16 protein-coding genes are annotated in these 15,964 nt (G+C 63.4%); 7 read left to right on the forward strand and 9 right to left on the reverse strand.

Annotated elements, in window-relative coordinates; all coding sequences use genetic code 11:
* Nucleotides 1-2 precede the first annotated feature (2 nt).
* Nucleotides 3-1,013: an AraC family transcriptional regulator gene (locus L6D64_RS21300; protein ID WP_176508067.1), complete on the reverse strand. Its 1,011-nt coding sequence runs from the start codon at nucleotides 1,011-1,013 to the stop codon at nucleotides 3-5.
* A 168-nt stretch (nucleotides 1,014-1,181) separates the two neighbouring features.
* On the opposite strand from L6D64_RS21300, the gene L6D64_RS21305 reads away from it, so the two are divergent.
* From L6D64_RS21305 to L6D64_RS21315, 3 genes are read left to right on the forward strand one after another with little or no spacing between them, the layout of a single operon-like run.
* Nucleotides 1,182-2,366, forward strand: coding sequence for an acetyl-CoA C-acyltransferase family protein (locus tag L6D64_RS21305; RefSeq protein ID WP_176508066.1), 1,185 nt, complete (start codon nucleotides 1,182-1,184; stop codon nucleotides 2,364-2,366).
* Nucleotides 2,367-2,377: 11 nt separating this feature from the next.
* Nucleotides 2,378-3,226, forward strand: a complete 849-nt coding sequence (locus L6D64_RS21310; RefSeq protein ID WP_176508065.1) for a 3-hydroxybutyryl-CoA dehydrogenase — start codon at nucleotides 2,378-2,380, stop codon at nucleotides 3,224-3,226.
* A gap of 12 nt (nucleotides 3,227-3,238) precedes the next feature.
* Nucleotides 3,239-3,820: a TetR/AcrR family transcriptional regulator gene (locus L6D64_RS21315; RefSeq protein ID WP_176508064.1), complete on the forward strand. Its 582-nt coding sequence runs from the start codon at nucleotides 3,239-3,241 to the stop codon at nucleotides 3,818-3,820.
* Between the two features lie 48 nt (nucleotides 3,821-3,868).
* On the opposite strand, the gene L6D64_RS21320 is transcribed toward L6D64_RS21315, so the two are convergent.
* From L6D64_RS21320 to L6D64_RS21340, 5 genes are read right to left on the reverse strand one after another with little or no spacing between them, the layout of a single operon-like run.
* The gene (locus L6D64_RS21320; protein WP_099814559.1) at nucleotides 3,869-4,246 is read right to left on the reverse strand and encodes a response regulator; all 378 of its coding nucleotides are present in this window, start codon (nucleotides 4,244-4,246) and stop codon (nucleotides 3,869-3,871) included.
* A 44-nt stretch (nucleotides 4,247-4,290) separates the two neighbouring features.
* Nucleotides 4,291-5,517: a hybrid sensor histidine kinase/response regulator gene (locus L6D64_RS21325; RefSeq protein WP_176508063.1), complete on the reverse strand. Its 1,227-nt coding sequence runs from the start codon at nucleotides 5,515-5,517 to the stop codon at nucleotides 4,291-4,293.
* Complete coding sequence (locus tag L6D64_RS21330; protein ID WP_176508062.1) at nucleotides 5,511-6,086, reverse strand: chemotaxis protein CheB; 576 nt, start codon at nucleotides 6,084-6,086, stop codon at nucleotides 5,511-5,513. Before L6D64_RS21330 ends, L6D64_RS21325 begins: the two co-directional genes overlap by 7 nt.
* Nucleotides 6,083-6,904: a CheR family methyltransferase gene (locus tag L6D64_RS21335; RefSeq protein ID WP_176508061.1), complete on the reverse strand. Its 822-nt coding sequence runs from the start codon at nucleotides 6,902-6,904 to the stop codon at nucleotides 6,083-6,085. Before L6D64_RS21335 ends, L6D64_RS21330 begins: the two co-directional genes overlap by 4 nt.
* Complete coding sequence (locus L6D64_RS21340) at nucleotides 6,901-10,368, reverse strand: response regulator (RefSeq protein ID WP_176508060.1); 3,468 nt, start codon at nucleotides 10,366-10,368, stop codon at nucleotides 6,901-6,903. Before L6D64_RS21340 ends, L6D64_RS21335 begins: the two co-directional genes overlap by 4 nt.
* 254 nt (nucleotides 10,369-10,622) lie before the next feature.
* Here L6D64_RS21340 and L6D64_RS21345 point away from each other — a divergent pair, with 254 nt between their 5' ends.
* Complete coding sequence (locus L6D64_RS21345) at nucleotides 10,623-10,973, forward strand: response regulator (RefSeq protein ID WP_176508059.1); 351 nt, start codon at nucleotides 10,623-10,625, stop codon at nucleotides 10,971-10,973.
* Nucleotides 10,974-11,091: 118 nt separating this feature from the next.
* Here L6D64_RS21345 and cobF read toward each other — a convergent pair whose 3' ends face one another.
* Nucleotides 11,092-11,841 (reverse strand): precorrin-6A synthase (deacetylating), encoded by a 750-nt coding sequence (gene cobF, locus L6D64_RS21350; protein ID WP_176508058.1) that lies wholly within the window; start codon nucleotides 11,839-11,841, stop codon nucleotides 11,092-11,094.
* Between the two features lie 21 nt (nucleotides 11,842-11,862).
* The gene (locus L6D64_RS21355) at nucleotides 11,863-13,152 is read right to left on the reverse strand and encodes an OprD family porin (RefSeq protein WP_176508057.1); all 1,290 of its coding nucleotides are present in this window, start codon (nucleotides 13,150-13,152) and stop codon (nucleotides 11,863-11,865) included.
* A 355-nt stretch (nucleotides 13,153-13,507) separates the two neighbouring features.
* On the opposite strand from L6D64_RS21355, the gene L6D64_RS21360 reads away from it, so the two are divergent.
* From L6D64_RS21360 to L6D64_RS21370, 3 genes are all read left to right on the forward strand, one after another.
* On the forward strand, nucleotides 13,508-13,867 hold the full coding sequence (locus L6D64_RS21360) for a histone-like nucleoid-structuring protein, MvaT/MvaU family (RefSeq protein ID WP_054883227.1): 360 nt from the start codon (nucleotides 13,508-13,510) through the stop codon (nucleotides 13,865-13,867).
* Nucleotides 13,868-14,095: 228 nt separating this feature from the next.
* Nucleotides 14,096-14,623: a lactoylglutathione lyase gene (gene gloA, locus L6D64_RS21365; RefSeq protein ID WP_176508056.1), complete on the forward strand. Its 528-nt coding sequence runs from the start codon at nucleotides 14,096-14,098 to the stop codon at nucleotides 14,621-14,623.
* Nucleotides 14,624-14,719: 96 nt separating this feature from the next.
* The gene (locus tag L6D64_RS21370) at nucleotides 14,720-14,962 is read left to right on the forward strand and encodes a hypothetical protein (protein ID WP_176508055.1); all 243 of its coding nucleotides are present in this window, start codon (nucleotides 14,720-14,722) and stop codon (nucleotides 14,960-14,962) included.
* 9 nt (nucleotides 14,963-14,971) lie between these two features.
* Here the strand turns inward: L6D64_RS21370 and L6D64_RS21375 are convergent, their stop codons facing one another.
* Nucleotides 14,972-15,805, reverse strand: coding sequence for a shikimate 5-dehydrogenase (locus L6D64_RS21375; protein WP_176508054.1), 834 nt, complete (start codon nucleotides 15,803-15,805; stop codon nucleotides 14,972-14,974).
* Nucleotides 15,806-15,964 lie beyond the last annotated feature (159 nt).

The following is a 15,964-nucleotide window of genomic DNA, read 5'->3' on the forward strand; positions in this document are numbered from 1 at the left end:
GACTACCGCCCGGCCAGCCTGGCCCGATAGCTGCCCGGGCTCTGCCCCGTCCATTTCTTGAACGCCCGGTGAAACGCACTGGGCTCCTGGAAGCCGGCCTGCTCGGCGACCTCGGCGATGCTCAGCGTGCCTTCGCGCAACCGCTCGAAGGCCATCGCCCGGCGCACTTCATCCTTGATCTGCTGGTAGGACCGGCCCTCGCGATCCAGCTGGCGACGGAAGGTGCTGGCGCTGACCCCTTGCTGTTCGGCCATCGCCGCCAGGGTCGGCCATTGCCCATAACGGCGTCCACGCAAATGGCGGTAGACATCGGCCACCAGGCCATTCTGATTGCGAAAGCGGATCACCAGGCCCTGCGGGGCGCTACGCAGGAAAGTCTTCAGCCCTGCCAGGTCCTGCACCACCGGCAAGCGCAACCAGGCGCTGTCGAACTCGACTTCGGTACGCCCGCTGCCCAGGCGCAAGTCCGGCCCCCACAGCAGCGCGTCATCGTCCTGGGCCGGGCGCGCCACCGCCAGCTCCGTGCGGTCGATGGCGATGCGCCGCCCGGCCAGCCAGCACAGCAGGCCGATCACCAGCACCAGGTAAGTTTCCTCGGCATACACCTGGGTCAGCGGGTCGGCAATCGTCGACTGCACGCTGATGACCGCACGCCCACCGCGCAGCGTGAGGTTGCCGCGCAGGTCGCGCAGGAACAGGGCGAAACTGCTCATGCACTGGCGCAGGGCTTTCTCCAGGTTGGGTTCCTGAATCAAGCCACGGCAGATCAGGGCAAAACTGCCCAACGGCATGCCGTGGCTGTCGAGGCGGAAGAACTCGTCGTCCAGCAGCTCGATCAATTCCAGCCACAAACCGGCGAAGGCCTTGGCCGGCACCCGCGCCTGGGGCTGGCTGAGTACGGCCGGGTCGATGCCCACGCCGCGCAACCGCGCCTCCAGCACGTCGGGCTGGTCGCGCAGGGTGTGCAACATGGCATTGAGAAAGTACACCGCGACCGAATCGCTATCGCGCATGGCGGAATTCGCTGTCTATGCTGAGTGGCAAAAAATGCCAGGTTGACTGAACAGATCCGGCATAGGCTGCGACAGAGCCTTTGCCTAGACTCGAACCCACCTCGGGATCGCCGGCCATTCTCGCAGAGCCTGGCCCGCTCCCGCCATGCCTTCGCAATCGGAGCCTCTATGAGCAGCGCAGAAATCTACGTCGTCAGTGCCGTCCGTACCGCCATTGGTGGTTTCGGTGGTTCCCTCAAGGACCTGCCACTGGCCGACCTGGCCACCGCCGTGACCCGCGCCGCCATCGAGCGTGCCGGGGTGGCCGCCGACCAGATCGGCCACGTGGTGATGGCCAACGTCATCCCCACCGAACCACGCGATGCCTACCTGTCGCGGGTCGCAGCGATGAACGCTGGCATCCCCAAGGAAACCCCGGCCTTCAACGTCAATCGCCTGTGCGGTTCGGGCCTGCAGGCCATTGTCTCGGCCGCCCAGTGCCTGCTGCTCGGTGATGCCGACGTGGCCCTGGCCGCCGGCGCCGAGTCCATGAGCCGCGGCCCGTACCTGCTGCCCCAGGCGCGCTGGGGCGCCCGCATGGGTGACCTGCAAGGCATCGACTACACCGTCGGCGTGCTGCAGGACCCGTTCGAACACTTCCACATGGGCATCACTGCGGAAAACGTCGCCGCCCGGCAGGGCATCAGCCGCGAAATGCAGGACGAACTGGCCCTGACCAGCCAGCGCCGCGCCGCCCGCGCCCAGGCCGAAGGCCGCTTCGACAGCCAGATCGTGCCGCTGGAGCTGAACACCCGTAAAGGCACCGTGCAGTTCGCCGTCGACGAGCATGTCCGCGCCGATGTCACCGCCGAACAACTGGCCGGTATGAAAACCGTGTTCAAGAAGGACGGTACCGTCACCGCCGGCAACGCCAGCGGCATCAACGATGGCGCCGCCGGCCTGGTGCTGGCCACCGGTGACGCTGTGCGCCGCCTGGGCCTGAAGCCCCTGGCGCGCCTGGTGGCCTATGCCCACGCCGGCGTCGAGCCGGAGCTGATGGGCCTTGGCCCGATCCCGGCGACCCGCAAGGTGCTGGAAAAGGCCGGCCTGAACGTTGCCGACCTGGATGTGATCGAGTCCAACGAAGCCTTCGCTGCCCAGGCCTGCGCCGTGGCCCGCGAGCTCGGCTTCGACCCGGAGAAGGTCAACCCGAACGGCTCGGGCATCTCGCTCGGCCACCCGGTCGGTGCCACCGGGGCGATCATCGCCACCAAGGCCATCCATGAACTGCAGCGCATCCAGGGCCGCTACGCCCTGGCCACCATGTGCATCGGCGGCGGCCAGGGCATCGCCGTGGTCTTCGAGCGCGTCTGAGAGGCTGAACCATGACGATTGAACAGATTGCCGTAATCGGCGCCGGCACCATGGGCAATGGTATTGCCCAGGTGTGCGCGGTGGCCGGCTACCAGGTCCTGCTGGTGGACGTCTCCGACGCCGCGCTGGAACGTGGCGTGGCCACCCTGAGCAAGAACCTGGAGCGCCAGGTCAGCAAGGGCACGCTTGACGCCGAGCGCGCCGAGGCTGCGAAAACCCGTATCCGCACCAGCACCGACTACGCCCAGCTGAGCCGAGCGCAGCTGGTGATCGAGGCGGCCACCGAGAACCTGCAGCTCAAGCAGCGCATCCTGCAGCAGGTAGCGGCCAACGTGGCCGCCGACTGCCTGATCGCCACCAACACCTCGTCGCTGTCGGTGACCCAACTGGCGGCCAGCATCGACCACCCTGAGCGCTTCATCGGCGTGCACTTCTTCAACCCGGTGCCGATGATGGCCCTGGTCGAGATCATCCGCGGCCTGCAGACCAGCGACAACACCTACGCCCAGGCGCTGGTGGTCACCGAGAAGCTCGGCAAGACACCGATCACCGCCGGCAATCGCCCGGGCTTCGTGGTCAACCGCATCCTGGTACCGATGATCAACGAAGCGATCTTCGTGCGCCAGGAAGGCCTGGCCAGTGCCGCGGACATCGACACCGGCATGCGTCTGGGCTGCAACCAGCCGATCGGCCCGCTGGCCTTGGCCGACCTGATCGGCCTGGATACCCTGCTGGCGATCATGGAGGCCTTCCATGAAGGCTTCAACGACAGCAAATACCGCCCTGCCCCGCTGCTCAAGGAAATGGTCGCGGCCGGCTGGCTGGGGCGCAAGAGCGGCCGCGGCTTCTTTACCTACTGAGGAACGCCCGCCATGCCCCCGGTCAATGCCGCCATGCGCTGTGCCAACTTCGAAGAGCGACGCGACCGGGCCATGGCGCTGTTCGCCGAAAAGGGCTTTGGCCAGGTCAGCATGCGCGAACTGGCGGCCCATGTCGGCCTGACGGCCGGCTCGCTGTATCACCATTTTCCCAGCAAGCAGGACCTGCTGTTCGACCTGATCGAGGAGCTGTACGAGGAGCTGCAGGCGACCCTGGAACAGGGGCGCCGGGCCATGGCCCGAGGCGGCTCGGCAATGGCCTGCCTGATTGCCGCGCACTGGCAGCTGCACGCCGAACGGCCGATGCAGTTTCGCCTGGCGGAGCGGGACCTGTGCTGCCTGAGCGAAGCCCAGCAGGCGCGCCTGGGGTTGCTGCGCAAGCGCTATGAGGCGGGGTTGCTGCGCCTGATCGCACCGCGGGCGACGTTGCAGGGCGAGGCGTTGGTGGCGACGGCGCATGTCGTGGCGACGCTGCTGAACCAGTTGCCGGGGATGCTCAAGGGCTTGCCCGAGGAACAGGGGCTGGGGCTGATGGAGAGCCTGCTGGTGGGCGGGATCGAGCGGACCTTGGGTTAACCTGTGCCGGCCTCTTCGCGGGTTTACCCGCGAAAAGGCCGGCACGGGTCAACGCAACAGGGCCTGGATCTGCTCGTGCAGGGTATCGAGGTCGAATGGCTTGGCCAGGATCGGCGCCTTGCGCGCGATCGGGCTGCCGGATTCGAGAATCTCGGCCGGGTAGCCACTGATGAAGATCACCTTCAGGTCTGGCCGCAGCTTCACCGCAGGTTCGGCAATGTCCACCCCGGAAATGCCACCCGGCAAGCGGAAGTCGGTCACCATCAGGTCCAGGTGCGGCTTGCTCGCCAGAATGGCGAACGCCTGTTCACCGTCCTCGGCCACCAGCACGTGGTAGCCCTCACCCGCCAGGTAGTCGCGCAGGATCATCCGGATTGCCGGTTCATCCTCGACCACCAACACTACATCTTGTGCATCTTCACTCATGTCAACGCCTTGAATACTTGCCGTTGGCCAATGTGACCTCAGGCTTACGCGGAGGTTGCCCGCACCTGGTCGTTTTGTTCGTTCACCCCTGCCAGCGGCAACAGCAAGGTGAACGTGGAGCCTTTGCCGACATCGCTTTGTACCTGAATCTGCCCGCCATGGGCCTGGACGATCTGCTCCGAGATATACAGGCCCAGCCCCAATCCATTGCTGGCTTGCTGGGTGGCCACACGCTCGAACTGCTGAAAGATCCGTTGCTGGTTGCTGGCGCTGATGCCGATGCCGTGATCGCGAACCTGCACCGCTGCCATGCCATCGCACTCGAACACCTGCACGTGGACCGGCCGTCGCTCGCCGTAACGCAACGCATTCGACAACAGGTTGGCCAGGACTTGCTCAATCCGGAATTCGTCCCACTCCCCCGTCAACGGTTCACACCGCAGTAGCTCGATGGTGGTCTCCAGTGCCGTGGCCTGGGCCGAGAAGTTTTCTACCAGGCCGCGTACCAACTGGCTCAGGTCGAACACCCTGGGCCGCAGCGACAGCTTGCCGGTGCGAATGCGCGACACGTCGAGCATGTCCTCGATCAGGCGGATCAGGCTGTTGATCTGGCGCTCGTCGCGCTCGACCATGGCCTGCAGTTTGTCGGCGCTGAATGCCTCGAGATTGCCACGGGCCAGGTGCATCCTGCGCAGCTGGGTTTCCAGGATCAGGCCGTTGAGCGGCGTGCGCACCTCGTGGGCAACGATCGACATGAAGTCGTCGCGCATACGCACCGCATGCTCCAGCTCACCTCGTGCTACCTGCAACTGGCCCAGCAGCAGTTCCTGCTCCTGGCGGCTGCGCTCGAGCGCCTGCAGCTGCCGGTCGAGCACCTTGCGCTGGCGGTACAGGTCGACGAACACCGACACCTTGCTCTTCACCGCCAGGGTGTCGAGTGGCTTGTGCAGGAAATCCACTGCACCGCTCTCGTAGCCTTTGAAGGCATAGTTCATTTCACGCGCGGCAGCCGAGACGAAGACGATCGGGATGTTGCGGGTCTTTTCCGTGCCGCGCATCAGCTCGGCCAGTTCGAAGCCATTCATGCCGGGCATCTGCACGTCGAGAATGGCCAGGGCGAACTCGTGTTCGAGCATCAGCGACAAGGCCGCTTCCGCCGACTGTGCCTGGTAGACCTCGCGGTCTTCGCCCTGAATCAGGGCGGCGAGCGCCAGCAGGTTTTCCGGCAGGTCATCGACGATCAGCAGTTTGGCAGTGGTGTGGCTTAGCATGCGCTGGGTTCCAGGGTAGCGAGCAAGTGCCCGATACCGCTCAGAGAAAGGATAAGGTCGGGCGTATGCCGGGCCAGTGCGGCCTCCGGCATCAGCGCCACCTGTGCATCGCGGGGATCCTGGACCACGGTCCGGCCGCCGCTGTTCTTGATGTAGGCAAGCCCTTCGGCACCATCTTCGTTGGCCCCGGTCAGCAGCACGCCGAGTAATCCAGGGCCGTAGGCATCGGCCGCCGAGGTGAACAGGAAGTCGATGGCCGGGCGCGAAAAATGCACCGGGTCTTCCTGGCTCAGCGACAGGCTCAAGTCAGCTTCCACCGACAGGTGATAACTCGGCCCGGCCACGTAGATCTGCCCCGGGGCAATGACTTCCTTGTCGCAAGCCTGGCGCACCGGCCGCTGCAAGCGCCGCTGCAACACCTCGGCCAACTGGCTGTGCCGGTCGTCTGGCAGGTGCAGCACGCACAGCACCGGAATGGCAAAACCGGCCGGCAACGCACCGAGCACCGTGAACAGTGCCGTGACGCCGCCCGCCGAGGCGCCTATGACCACCGCGCGCACGCCGTTCATGATTTACGGTAGATCCGTTCGGGCTTGACCAGTGGCTCGAAGCGCTCGCTGTAGGCCGAAAAATCCACCGACTCCTTGCTGCCGAGCACCAGGAAGCCACGGTGGCACAAGGACTCGTGGAACAACCCGAGGGCGCGGTCCTGCAGTTCCTTGTTGAAGTAGATCAGCACGTTGCGGCACGACACCAGCTGGGTCTCGGAAAACACGCTGTCGGTGGCCAGGCTGTGGTCGGCGAAGGTCACGTTGTCACGCAGGCTGCTGTCCATGATGGCGTTGCCGTAGGCCGCGGTGTAGTACTCGGCAAAGTCCCGGCGGCCCCCGGCCAGGCGGTAGTTTTCTTCATACTCGCGCATGCTCTGCATCGAGTAGATGCCTTGCTTGGCGCGGTCCAGCGAATGCGGGTTGATGTCGGTGGCGTAAATGATGGTGCGTTCGAGCAGGCCCTCTTCACGCAGCAGGATGGCCATCGAGTACACCTCCTCACCGGTGCTGCAGCCTGCGATCCACACCTTGATCGACGGCCAGGTGCGCAGCAGCGGCACCACCTCCTGGCGCAGGGCCAGGAAGTGGCCAGGGTCGCGAAACATCTCGCTGACCGGGATCGTCAGGTACTGCAGCAACTGCATGAACATGCCCGGGTCGTGCAGTACCCGTTCCTGCAACGCCGACACCGTGAGGCAGTCGAACTGGCGCAGCGCATGGAGGATCCGGCGCTTGATCGAAGCGCCGGAGTAGTTGCGGAAATCGTAGCTGTACTTGAGGTAGATCGCCTCGATCAGCAGCCGGATCTCGATGTCGGTGTTGCGTTCGCTAGTCAAATTCGCTCCAGTTGCGGCAGCCACACACGGATCAACGAGAACAGGCGGTCCAGGTCGATCGGTTTGGCCAGGTAATCATTGGCGCCAGCCTGCAGGCAACGCTGCTGGTCATCCTTCATCGCCTTGGCGGTGACGGCGATGATCGGCAGCTTGCGCCAGCGCGGCTGCTGACGGATCAGGCGAGTGGCCTCGAAACCGTCCATCTCCGGCATCATCACGTCCATCAGCACCAGGTCGATGTCATCGTTCTGTTCCAGGCGTTCGATCGCTTCACGCCCGTTGCGGCCGATCTCGACGATGGCGCCCTTGTGCTCCAGGGCGCTGGTGAGGGCGAAGATGTTGCGTACATCGTCGTCAACCAGCAACACCTTGCGCCCCTCGAAGACCTTGTCGCGGCTGCGCGCGGTCTTGAGCATGCGCTGGCGCTCATGGGACAGCTGCGATTCGACTTTGTGCAGGAACAGCGTCACTTCATCGAGCAAGCGCTCCGGCGAGCGCGCGCCCTTGATGATGATCGAGCGCGAATACTTGAGCAGGTCAGCTTCTTCTTCGCGGGTGAGGTTGCGCCCGGTGTAGACGATCACGGGCGGGAACGAACGGATGTCCTCGGCAGTCATGCGCTTGAGCAGCTCGTTGCCTAGCATGTCGGGCAGCTTGAGGTCGATGATCATGCAGTCGTAGATGTTCTCGCGCAACAGCGCCAGGGCATCCTGGGCCATGGCCACGGCGGTGATCTCGACATCCTCGTCGCCGATCAGGCGGGCAATGCTCTCGCGCTGCAGGTCGTCGTCCTCCACCAGCAGGATATGCTTGAGCTTCTGGGTCAACTTGGCTTCCAGGCGGGCGAACACTTCCTTGAGCTCTTCGCGGCTGGTCGGCTTGACCGCATAGCCCACCGCGCCCATGTGCATGGCCGCCTCGACCCGGTCTTCGACCGAAATGATGTGCACCGGGATATGCCGCGTGGCGGCCTGTTCCTTGAGGCGCTGCAACACTGTCAGCCCGGAATGGTCAGGCAGGCGCATGTCCAGCAGGATCGCGTCGGGGATGTACTGTTCGGCCAGCTCGAAGCCTTCATCGGCGCACTGCGCGACCAGGCAGCTGTAACCCAGCTCGTGGGCAAGGTCGAAGAGAATGCGGGCGAAGTTCGGCTCGTCCTCGACCACCAGGATGCAGCGGTTGTCGAACGGTGCGCGTTCGCGGTCATCGCTGAAGGCCGGCGCCGGGCGCTTGGCCAGAGCCGGAGCGGCAACCGGCGGCGCCGGCGGCAGGCTGTCGACGGCCGGGCGCAAGCTCAAGGGTTCGACCTCCTCGCTCTGCGACTCGTAGCGTTCCGGCATGATCAGGCTGAACACACTGCCGTGGCCGAGGCTGCTGTCGACGCTGATCTGCCCGCCCAGCAGATGCGCCAGGTCACGGGAGATCGACAGGCCCAGGCCGGTGCCGCCATAACGGCGGTTGCTGGTGCCGTCGACCTGATGGAAGGCGCCGAAGATCGCTTGTTGCTGGTCGGCGGCGATGCCGATGCCGCTGTCGCGAACCGAGAAGATGATGCCGCTGCCAGCCTGGTAGCCGATGTTCAGGCTGACCTGGCCACGCTCGGTGAACTTGATGGCGTTGGACAACAGGTTCTTGAGGATCTGCTCCAGGCGCTGGCGGTCGGTGAACAAGGTGGCCGGCACCTGCGCTTCGACCGTCACCTCGAAGCCCAGGCCCTTGTGCTCGGCCAGCGGCAGGAACATCCCGCGCAGGCCTTCGACCAGGCGTTCGAGCTGAGTGTTTTCCGGGCGCACTTCGAGCTTGCCGGCCTCGACCTTGGCGATGTCGAGGATGTCGTTGATCAGGTTCAACAGGTCGTTGCCTGCCGAATAGATGGATTCGGCGAACTTGACCTGCTCGGCGCTGAGGTTGCCCTCGCCGTTCTCGGCCAGCAGCTTGGCCAGGATCAGCGAGCTGTTCAGCGGCGTGCGCAGTTCATGGGACATGTTGGCGAGGAATTCGGACTTGTACTTGCTCGACCGCTGCAAGTCTTCGGCACGGGCCTTCAGCTCTTCCTGGGCCTGGCTGAGTTCCTCGTTCTTGCGGTCCAGCGCGTGGGTGCGGTCGGACAACTGCTCATTGGTCTGTTCAAGTTCGGCCTGCTGGGTTTCCAGATGGGCCTGCGACTCCTTGAGCACGCGCGATTGCTCTTCGAGCTCTTCGTTGGCGGTCTTGAGCTCTTCTTGCTGGACTTGCAGTTCCTCGTTGAGCTGCTGGGTTTCAGCCAGCACTTCCTGCAGACGCTGGCGGTAGCGAGCGCTTTCGATGGAGATACCAAGGTTGCCAGCCACGCGCTCCATCAGTTCGTCGTCACGCTCCTGCAAGGGGCGCAGGAAGCCGAGTTCGATCACGCCATTGATTTGGCCGTCGTCAATGGCCGGCATCAACAGCGCGCTGCGCGGCAGACCGCTGCCAAGGCCGGAGCTGAAGCGGTAGTAATCGTCCGGCAAGTTGTCCAGGCGCAACAGGCGCCCTTCGCGCACAGCACGGGCCAGCAGGCCGTCGTGGTCACCCAGCACCTGCTGGCGGGCCTGTTCCTCGGCCCCCAGGCCATAGCTGGCCACGCGCACCAGGCGACCGTGCTCGTCACGCACATAAAGCGCACCAACCACACTGCCCAGGTAGCTGGCGAAGAAACGCAGGATGTTTTCGCCCAGCATCGGCAAGGTCAGCTGGCCCAACACCTGTTCAGACAGCTGTGTCTGGCCATTGCGCAGCCAGGCCTGGTGCTCCAGGCGCTCGGCGAAGCGCTGCTGGGCCTGCAGGTTGTCGCTGTAGCTATCCGACAGTGCCATCAGATCGCGACGGCCGAAGTAGGCGAGCAAGGCGCTAAGGCCGACGATGAGCAGCACGAAGACGGAAATCGCCGTGACAGTGACCGCGCTGACCTTCTCGTTGCGGGCCATTCGCAACTGCTGCTCGGTGTTGATCAGGCTCTCGAACTGATTGCGTATTTCGTCGGTGATGCGCTTGCCGCGGCCATTGGCCACCGACTCACGGTAATCCCCACCACTGCGGCGCTGATTGATCATCTCGCTGCCGAAATCGTTCCAGGCGCTCTGCAACGCGATCAACCGGTCGATGCGGTCGACCTGCTGCGGGTTGTCCTCGACCATGCCGCGCAGGCTCTGCAGGCTGCCCAGGATACGTGGCTTGGCCACCTCGTAGGGGTCGAGGAAGCGTTCGTCACCGGTGATCAGGAAACCGCGCATGCCGGTTTCCATGTCGATCGACAGCTTGACCGTCTCGTTGGCATTGCCAATCACCCGATCGGTGTGCTCGACCCACTGCATGGCCGAAAGCAGGTAGTTGATCACCGCGACAAAGGCCACGGCGCCGAGCAGACCCACCCCCAGGGGTAAGCCGATATTGCGGCTCAACAGCTTGCGGAAGCTCTGCTGGTCCATCGAGGCTGCTTGAATCATCTGAAAACGCCCGCGCGAAAAAAGTCCATTGGAAAAGTGTGGCGGCTCAAGCCTGTAGTTGTCTGCCGCTGCGCTCACCGGTCAACAAGCGAGTCTAACCCGCTTGGGCCGCCTCGGCAGGGCATTTAGCCAGTATTTGAAGGCTGCGTGTGAGAATCGTTCCATCGATGTGCAACAGTCCGGTATCCTCGGGAACTTCTGTCACTGCCTGGCGCACAGAGTAGGGACATGCCTTTTTCAACAGGAAACCAACCATGCACCTTCTGGTAGTCGAAGACGACGACATCGTACGTATGCTGATGGTCGAAGTGCTCGACGAATTAGGCTACAGCACCATTGAAGCGGAAAATGCCACGGCGGCGCTGAAGGTGATCGAGGACGACAGCCAGCAACTGGCCCTGCTGGTGACCGACGTCGGCCTGCCGGATATGCGCGGCGAAGCATTGGCAGCCGAGGCCCGTGCCATGCGGCCGACGCTGCCGGTGCTGTTTGCCAGTGGCTATGCCGAGAGTTTCGACGTGCCGCAGGGCATGCACATGATCGGCAAGCCGTTCACCATCGACCAGCTACGCGACACGGTGGTGCAGATTCTCGGTACGCCTTGAAGCCGTCAGCGCCTGCTTCGCGGCTGAGCCGCTCCCACCGGTACGCTGCAAGTCCCATGGCCTGTGATATCCCTGTGGCCGGCTTCAGCCGCGAAGAGGCCGGTACAGCCACCCTACCTCACAGCTCCCGCCGCAACAGGTAGGTATCCATGATCCACCCCTTGCGCGCCCGCTCCCGCTCACGCATTTCCAGTATCCGCGCCTTCACGGCCAGCAAAGGCCCAGCGATCAGCACTTCATCCTCAGTACCCAGGTAAGCGCCCCAGTAGATCACCAGCGCCGGGTCCTCCAGCGCGGCAAATGCACATTGCCCGTCGAGCATCACCACCACATTGTCCACCTGCCCCTGCTCTGCCAGGCGTCGCCCTGGCAGTACGGTCAGCGGCTCGCCTATGCGGTTGAGCGGGATCTGGTGCCGCGCCGCCAGGGCCTGCACACTGCTGATACCCGGAATCACCTGCAAGCGCAGCGCCACGCCGCGTTCGCGAACCAGGTCAAGCATGCGCAAGGTACTGTCGTAGAGCCCCGGCTCGCCCCACAGCAAAAAGGCGCCAATATCCTCGGCGCCCAGCTCTTCGCTGATCAACCGGGCATACAGCGTGGCACGCTGGCGATGCCAGTCGTGCACAGCGCTTGGGTAATCGTCCGCCTCGGCATCGCGCCGCGGGTCCGCCACCTGCACCAGGCGGTAGCCGCCCTCGGGCCGATAGCGCTCGAGGATCGCCTTGCGCATGCGGACCAGCTCACCCTTGCCGGGGCCCTTGTCGAGCACGAAGAACACGCTGGCACGACGCAGTGCCTCGACCGCCTCGACGGTAACCTGCCGCGGGTCGCCCGGGCCGATGCCGATCAACAGAAGGTCTTTCATGACCGCGCCCAGCCTGTCTACTCAGAAGATAGAGAAGTTATAGCTGACGATCACCCGCGTCTCGTCCATGTCCCGCGCCCACCGCTCGTAGTTGCTGCGGTACGTGGAGTTACGCAGGCGCACACTGACATCCTTGAAGGTGCCGCTCTGCACCTGGTACTTGAGCTCGGTGTCACGCTCCCATTCCTTGCCTTCGGCAGTGCTGCCCGGGACCTTGATGTGGTCGCCATTGATGTAGCGGGTGAAGAAGCTCAGGCCGGGCACGCCGAGGGCTTTGAAGTCATAGTCGTAACGCAGTTGCCAGGAACGCTCCTGGGCGGCGGCGAAGTCGTTGACCTGGGCGTAGTTGACCAGGTACGGGTTACTGCCATCGAGGTACGGCATGGCACTTTCGCCATACATGCGCTGCCAGCCGGCGCTGACCTTGTGCCCACCCAGGCTGTAAGCGAGCATGCCGCTGAAGGCGCGGTGGTCGATCTCGCCGGCGCGGGCATTGCCAATGTCATCGCTCTTGATCAGCCGCAGGTCCGCCGACAGGCTGCCAACCGCGAGCGGCTGGCTGGCGACCAGGCCAAGGAAGTGCTGGCGGTAGATGTTTTCCAGCTTGGCGACCTGATACTGGGCACTGAACCGGTCGTTGAAGCGATAGTCCAGGCCGGCCAGGTCAAAGTGGTCGGCTTCGATATCGCAGGCATAGCGTTTGTTCTTGCAATGCACGCGAATATCCTGGCGATCGGTGGAATCACGCGCCGTGTACTTGTCCAGGCGGGCCAGGGTGAACTTCAGGTCGTGCAGTTCTTCGGAGGTGAGCATCGCACCCTGGAACATCGTCGGCAGCAGGCGACCATCGTTGTACTTCAACAACGGCACGTCCGGCATCATCGAGCCATACTTCAGCACCGTGTTGGAAACCTTGACCTTGGCCGCCAGGCCCATCTTCGCGTATTGATCGGCCGAGTGCCGTGGATCGTGGCCGGAGGAAGGCAACAAACCACTGTTACTGTCGGCCGGGCTGGAATCGAGCTTGATGCCTAACATACCCAATGCATCAACGCCAAAGCCGACGGGCCCTTGGGTATAACCCGACTGCACATTGAGAATGAAGCCTTGCGCCCACTCTTCGCGTTTTGACGCGCCCTGGCTGGAACTGCTGTGGCCATCACGAAAATCCCGGTTGAAATAGACGGTGCGTGCTTCAACCTTGGCATTAGCGTCTTCAACAAAACCGGCAGCCTGGGCATGCGCACCGGTGCACAACAGGAACACGCCGGCAACACGGCGCCCGGGGGCGAGAGGGAGGGGGGAAAACATGCGAGGGAACATCCAGAGAAAGGCGAAAAAACAAATTGTGACGCACCTGCGCCACGCGAATGCGTCGCGGCCGAACATGCGTCGGCCATCATCTGAAATGATCGCCCAAGCGCGCTGCGACGCGGTATTGGACCATGGTCTAGAACCCCACGAAGAGCCATCGAAAAACCACTGCATTACCGCCCGGAAAACTTGGAAAGTTCCCGATTACTTATAAAAAGTTTGCGGTTTACCGAATTCCTGCAAGTGTCTACACTCGATGTCAGCGAACAGTTTTACCCACCCGCGTGGCTGGCGTTTAGTCCTTGTCAATGTTCGTCACGCCCTGCCACGAAGACGTACAGGAGTGATTACAGTGTCCAGACTTGCAGAGTTTCGTGCTGCCGAGAAAGCGCTCCAGGAACAAATGGCGCAACTGGAGGCGCTGAAAAAGGATGCCGGCCTCAAACGCGAAATCGAATTCGAGCAGAAACTAGTCGGCCTGATGAAAAGCTATGACAAAAGTCTGCGCGATATCATCGCCATCCTCGACCCGAAGGCGGTTACCCGTGGCACGGCCAGCGCGCCGAAACAGCAGCGCCGCCCGCGCGTGGTGAAAGTCTATGAAAACCCGCACACCGGCGAGCTGATCGAGACCAAAGGTGGCAACCACCGCGGCCTCAAGGCGTGGAAAGAACAGTATGGGGCCGCTACCGTGGAAAGCTGGGTTCGCTGATGAAACGTCAACACCCACTTCACACTTTTTTCACAACGGCTGCAGCAGTATCAAGACAGCTAAAGGACTAGCGACCCCATCACGCGCCCGCACATGCGGGCCTCTAATTCCGGCGCCCTGCTCACCCCGAGCAGGGCGCTTTTATTTGCGCAAACGCTTCACTGCCGTATCATGGCCTCCTGTCTGTTTCGCTGGCACCTGATTGCCAGCCCCGTCTCTGGAGTCCCCATGAGCCTGCACGATCTGCAAACCCTGCCTGGCGTCACCGCGCAGCCAGACGCTGCCACCGCCCAGTTCGTCTTCAACCACACCATGCTGCGGGTCAAGGATATCGAGAAGTCGCTGGACTTCTACACCCGTGTGCTGGGCTTCCGCCTGGTCGACAAACGCGACTTCCCCGAAGCGGCCTTCAGCCTGTATTTCCTGGCTCTGGTCGACCCGGCACAGATCCCCGCCGACGACGCCGCCCGCCACCAGTGGATGAAGTCGATCCCGGGCGTGCTGGAACTGACCCACAACCACGGCACCGAAAACGACCCGGCGTTTGCCTATCACAACGGCAACACCGACCCACGCGGCTTTGGCCACATCTGCATCTCGGTGCCGGACGTGCGTGAAGCCTGCGCCCGTTTCGAAGCCCTCGGCGTGCCGTTCCAGAAGCGCCTGCAAGATGGCCGCATGAACCACCTGGCTTTCATCAAGGACCCGGACGGTTACTGGGTAGAAGTGATCCAGCCAGCCGAACTGAAGGGCTGACCGCCTTCGGTTCGCGCTCGTCGGGCCGGGAACCGCCGGCCCCTTGCTGTGGTATATGAAGGTAACGCTTCACATACCACAGCGAGGTAAAGGACGATGCAATCTCTTCACTGTGAATACCGCAACCACACCATCACCGCCAGCGTGATGCCCCACCCCGACTCCCCCCTGCCCTATGCCGCCGGTTGCCTGATCACTGACCCACAGGGGCATACCAGCAAGCGCCTGTCCATGCCCATGAAGTTCTTCTCGGACCTCGAGAATGCGCAGCATGTGTCGCTGGCCCATGGCCGGGCACTGGTGGACATGCAACTGGACAAAGGGCACAAGGCCTTCTGACCCAGCAGGTCATTTGGGTGCAGGAGCGGCGCGTGCATAAGCTACCGCCGCTTCGGCCTGTTCACGGCTGGGCCGCACCCCGGTGTACAGCACAAACTGCTCCAATGCCTGCAACGCGATCACTTCCAGCCCGGTGATCACCGGCTTGCCCAGTGCCTCGGCGCGCTGGATCAATGGCGTGCGCGCCGGCATCGCCACCACGTCGAACACCCGCTCGGCCGCCGCAATGGCATTCTCGCTGAACGCCAGCGCTTGGGCCTCTGGCCCGTCAGCCATGCCGATCGGTGTCACGTTCACCAGCATCGGCGGGCACAGGTCACCCAGCTCGGCCACCCAGCGATAGCCACAGACATCCGCCAGCTGCCGACCGGCCTGCTCGTTGCGGGCGACAATGAGGCCTTCGCGGAACCCGGCATCGCGCAAGGCACTGGCCACGGCCTTGGCCATGCCGCCACTGCCACGCAGGGCGAACGCGGTGGCGGGGTCGACCTCGTGCTCTTCGAGCAGTTGCCGCACCGCCAGGTAATCGGTGTTATAGGCCTTCAGATGGCCGCCGTCGTTGACCAGGGTATTGACCGACTCGATCGCCGCCGCCGACGGGTCGATCTCATCCACCAGCGCCATGCAGGCCTCCTTGTACGGCATCGACACGCCACAACCGCGAATCCCCAGCGCGCGAATGCCTGCAACCGCTGCCGGCAGGTCGTCGGTGGTCATGGCCTTGTAGTAGTAATCGAGCCCGAGCTGCTGGTAGAGGTGATTATGAAAGCGCACGCCGAAGGTGCCAGGCCGCCCGGCCAGGGAAATGCACAGCACGGTATCTCTGCTGGGAGTTGTCGCCATGAACGGCTCCTCTTTGCTGACTGAATCGTTTGTTCAGCCTACCAGACGCAGCCGCTGGTCGCCCCTTACACAACCTTTACCGTTTCCCTGTGCTCGGCTGACAGAGACCGGATTCATACTATCAGGGCCCCAAGCGTGGGGTTACCTCGCGAGGAAGTC

The sequence above is a fragment of the Pseudomonas urethralis genome, assembly GCF_021602465.1.
In the GTDB taxonomy this organism is placed as follows: Bacteria; Pseudomonadota; Gammaproteobacteria; order Pseudomonadales; family Pseudomonadaceae; genus Aquipseudomonas; species Aquipseudomonas vlassakiae.